Origin of the sequence: Streptomyces murinus (assembly GCF_002154555.1) — a bacterium.
Lineage (GTDB): Bacteria > Actinomycetota > Actinomycetes > Streptomycetales > Streptomycetaceae > Streptomyces > Streptomyces murinus.
The window spans coordinates 1-4434 of sequence record NZ_MUNF01000656.1 but is presented as its reverse complement, the minus strand read 5'-3'; the positions used below and the strand labels follow the sequence as shown (position 1 = coordinate 4434).

The 4434-nt window shown below is 75.0% G+C and carries 1 protein-coding gene; it reads left to right on the top strand.

The window, feature by feature from the left end:
- The coding region (locus CCN72_RS32405) for a type I polyketide synthase (protein WP_107430215.1) at window positions 1-4434 on the top strand (4434 nt) is incomplete at both ends.

The following is a 4434-nucleotide window of genomic DNA, read 5'->3' as shown; positions in this document are numbered from 1 at the left end:
GCCGGCCGTCGAGGACGGCGCCCGGACCCGGGCGATGCTGACCGAGGCGCGCGCCGTCCTCGACGGCCGGCCCTGGGGCGTGGGCGTGCTCGGCTTCGCACCCGAGGAGATCAGGAACGCCCAGCTGGAGGTCGTACGACAACTGCGGCCCACGCACGCCGTCATCGCGGGCGGGCGGCCCGCGCAGGCCGAGGCGCTGGAGCGGGCCGGGATCCGCACCTTCCTGCATGTGCCCTCGCCGGGGCTGCTGCGGCAGTTCCTCCAGGCCGGGGCGCGCAGGTTCGTCTTCGAGGGCTCGGAGTGCGGCGGGCATGTCGGGCCCCGGGCATCCTTCCCGCTGTGGGAGGCCCAACTCGCCGTACTGGACGACTTCCTGACCGACGCCGAACCCGGGACGGCGGCCCAGGTGGAGGTGTTCTTCGCGGGCGGCGTCCACGACGAGCGGTCCGCCGCGATGGTCGCCGCGCTCGCCGCGCCACTCACCGGACGGGGCGCCGCGATCGGGGTCCTCATGGGCACTGCCTACCTGTTCACCGAGGAGGCCGTCGCCCACGGCGCCATCCGGCCGCTCTTCCAGGAACAGGTCCGCGCCGCCACCGCGACCGCCCTGCTGGAGACCGCGCCCGGCCACGCCACCCGGTGCGTGCCCAGCCCGTTCACCGACGACTACCGGGACCGCGAACGCGCGCTGCGCACCGGGGGCCTGCCCGACCGCGAGGTGTGGGAGACCCTGGAACGCCTCAACGTGGGGCGGCTGCGCATCGCCAGCAAGGGCGTGGAGCGCGCGGACGACGGGGAGTTGCGGGACGTCGACGAGCAACGGCAGCTCACCGACGGGATGTTCATGGCCGGAGAGGTCGCCGTCCTGCGCTCCGCGACGACGACCATGGCGGCCCTGCACCGCTCGGTGACCGACGGCGCCGCCGACTTCCTCGCCGCCCGCGGCCGGCTCCCGGTCACCGAGTGGGAGCCGGCGCCGCCCGCGCCGCTCGATGTCGCGATCGTCGGCATGGCCTGCATGTTCCCCGGGGCACCCGACCTCGCTGCGTTCTGGGCGAACATCGTCGCCGGACGCGACGCGGTGACCGAGGTGCCCGCCGACCGCTGGGACCCGGACGTGCACCACGCCGCCGGGCACACCGCCTCCAAGTGGGGCGGGTTCCTGCCCCGCATCCCCTTCGACCCGCTGCGCTACGGCATCCCGCCCACCTCCCTCGGCAGCATCGAGCCCGTGCAGCTGCTGTCCCTGGAGGCGGCCCGGCGGGCCCTGGAGGACGCCGGATACGGCGAGCGGGGACGGGAGTTCGACCGCTCGCGCACCGCCGTGGTCTTCGGTGCGGAGGCGGGCAGCGACCTGTCCAACGCCGTGACCCTGCGGGCCGTACTCCCGTCGTACTACGGCAAGGTCCCCGACGGACTCGACGGCCAACTGCCCCGGCTGACCGAGGACTCCTTCCCCGGAATGCTCGCCAACGTCATCTCCGGCCGCATCGCCAACCGCCTCGACCTCGGCGGCGCCAACTTCACCGTGGACGCCGCCTGCGCCTCCTCCCTCGCCGCGCTCGACGTGGCCTGCAAGGAACTCGTCTCCGGCACCAGCGACGTGGTGCTGTGCGGCGGCGCCGACCTGCACAACGGCATCAACGACTACGTCCTGTTCTCCTCCGTCCACGCCCTCTCCCCGACCGGCCGCTCCCGCGCCTTCGACGCGGAGGCCGACGGCATCGCGCTCGGCGAGGGCGTCGCCTGCGTGGTGCTCAAGCGGCTCGCCGACGCCGAACGCGACGGCGACCGGATCTACGGCGTGGTCAAGGGCCTCGGCTCCGCCAGCGACGGCCGCTCCCTGGGCCTGACCGCACCCCGCCCCGAGGGCCAGCGGGCCGCGCTGGAGCGGGCGTACCGCAACGCCGGGGTCTCGCCCGCGCAGGTGAGCCTGGTGGAGGCGCACGGCACCGGCACCGTGGTCGGCGACCGCACCGAACTCAGCATCCTCGGCGAGGTGTTCGCCGAGGCCGGCGCCCGCACCGGCGGCTGCGCGCTCGGCTCGGTCAAGTCCCAGATCGGGCACACCAAGTGCGCCGCCGGACTCGCCGGACTGATCAAGACGACCCTCGCCCTCTACACCGGGGTCACGCCGCCCACCCTGCACCTGGGGCGCCCCAACCCGGCCTGGACCGAGGACGACAGCCCCTTCGCCTTCCACACCGAAGCCCGGCCCTGGGTCCGGCCCGCGGGCGAACGCTTCGCCGGAGTCAGCGCGTTCGGCTTCGGCGGCACCAACTTCCACGCCGTGCTGGCCGCCCACGGGGACGCGGTTCCGCCCCGGCAGACCCTGGACGAGTGGCCCGCCGAACTGTTCCTGTTCCGCGCCCGGGACGAGCGGACCGCGCACCGGCAGGCGGCCGAACTCCTCGAGGCCGCCGAGGCGGACGGGCGGCCCTGGCGGCTGCGCGACCTCGCCCTCGCCGCGGCCCACCGTGCCGACACCTCGCGAGAGGCGGTCCAACTGGCCTTCTTGGCACAGGACGTGGATCAGCTGACCGAGCGGCTGCGGGCGGTCCTCGACGGGCACGGCGACGGAGACGGCGACGCGGATGTCCGCCGCTCGGACCCGGTCGCCGGAAAGGTCGCCTTCCTCTTCCCCGGACAGGGCAGCCAGCGCACCGGCATGCTCGGCGAACTCCTCGTCGCACTACCGGAGTTGCGCGACCATCTGCAACCGGACCAGGCCGACGTCGTCTATCCGCCGACCGCCTTCGACGACACCGCGCGCGAGCGCCGCAGGACCGCCCTGACCGACACCCGGGCCGCCCAACCCGCCCTGGGCGCGGCCGGTCTGGCCGCCCACGCCTTCCTCGGCGCGGCCGGTGTCCAGCCGGATCTGGCCGCCGGACACAGCTACGGCGAACTGGTCGCCCTCGCCGCCGCCGGCGCCCTCGACCCGGACACCCTGCCCCGGCTCAGCGTCGAGCGGGCCGCCGCGATCCTGGCGGCGGCGGGCGAGGACCCCGGCTCGATGGCGGCCGTGGGCGCACCCGCCGAGGACGTCGTCGGTGCCCTGCGCGACGCGGGGGCGCCGGAGTCCGTCGTCGTCGCCAATCTCAACTCGCCGCAGCAGACGGTGATTTCGGGACCCACACTAGACATCGACACAGCGGTACGACTGCTGCGCGCGGCCGGGCTCGGCGCGAAGCGGATCCCCGTGGCCTGCGCCTTCCACAGCCCGCTGGTCGCCGGGGCGGGAGCGCGGTTCGCCGAGGCCCTCGCGGACCAGCCGGTGCGCGCGCCCGAGTTCCCGGTCTGGGCCAACCGCACGGCTACGCCGTATCCGCGGGACCCCGACGGGGTGCGTGCCGAACTCGCCGCCCAGATCGGGGCGCCGGTCGCGTTCGCCGCGCAGATCGAGGCCATGTACGAGGCGGGCGCGCGGATCTTCGTCGAGGCGGGCCCCGGGGCGGTCCTCACCCGGCTCGTCGGGCAGATCCTCGGCGACCGCCCGCACCGCACGGTCGCCCCCGAGCCCCGGCCCGAGGGCGGACTGCCCGGCTGGCTCGACGCCCTCGCCCGACTCGCCGTCGCGGGCGTCCCGGTGCGCACCGCCCGGCTCTTCCAGGGCCGCGACGCCGTCGACGCGCTGCGCGCCCCCACCCCCGCCCGACCCGGCTGGACGGTCGACGGACAGCTGGTCCGCACCGCCGACGGAGCCCTGCTCGCCGGTGCCCTGGCACCGGCCCGACGCGTCGTGGAGACGACTGTGACCACCGACCAGCCCAACGGCACCCCCGTCGACCGGGACGCGCTGATCACCGAATTCCTGCGCAGCGGACGGGAGATGATCGCGGCGCAGCGGGATGTGCTGCTCACGTACTTCGGGGGAACGGGGTCCCCGGTGGCCCCCGTGGCTCCGGTCGCGGCCGTCGCGCCGGTCGCCCCTCAGGCGTTGCCGTCGGCCGAACCTTCCCTCGTAGAAGCCGAGTTGGCTGCCCCCGTGGTCCAGGAGGAGGCCCCGGCCGCGTCCGCCGAGGACGTGGGGCGGGTCGTGCTGGAGATCATCAGTGAACGCACCGGCTATCCCGTCGACATGATCGAGCCCGATCTCGATCTGGAGGCGGACCTGAGCATCGACTCCATCAAGCGGGCCGAGATCGCGGGCGAGCTGGCCAAGCGGCTGGGCATCGCCGGGGGAGCGGAGCTGCTGGACGACGCCGAGCTGGAGGAGCTGACCAAGGCGCGTACGGCGGCGGCGGTGACGGCGTGGCTGGCGGCACGGGTCGGCGGCGGTACGGGGTCCGGCCGACCGGAGGAACAGGCACCGGAGCCGGCCGCGGCGCCGCTCGGTGTGGCGCCCCGGCGTTTCGAGATGCGGGCCGTCGAGCTGCCCGACGTCGGGCCGGAGGCCGGTTCCGATCTCGCCGGGCAGCGGTTCTTCCTGCT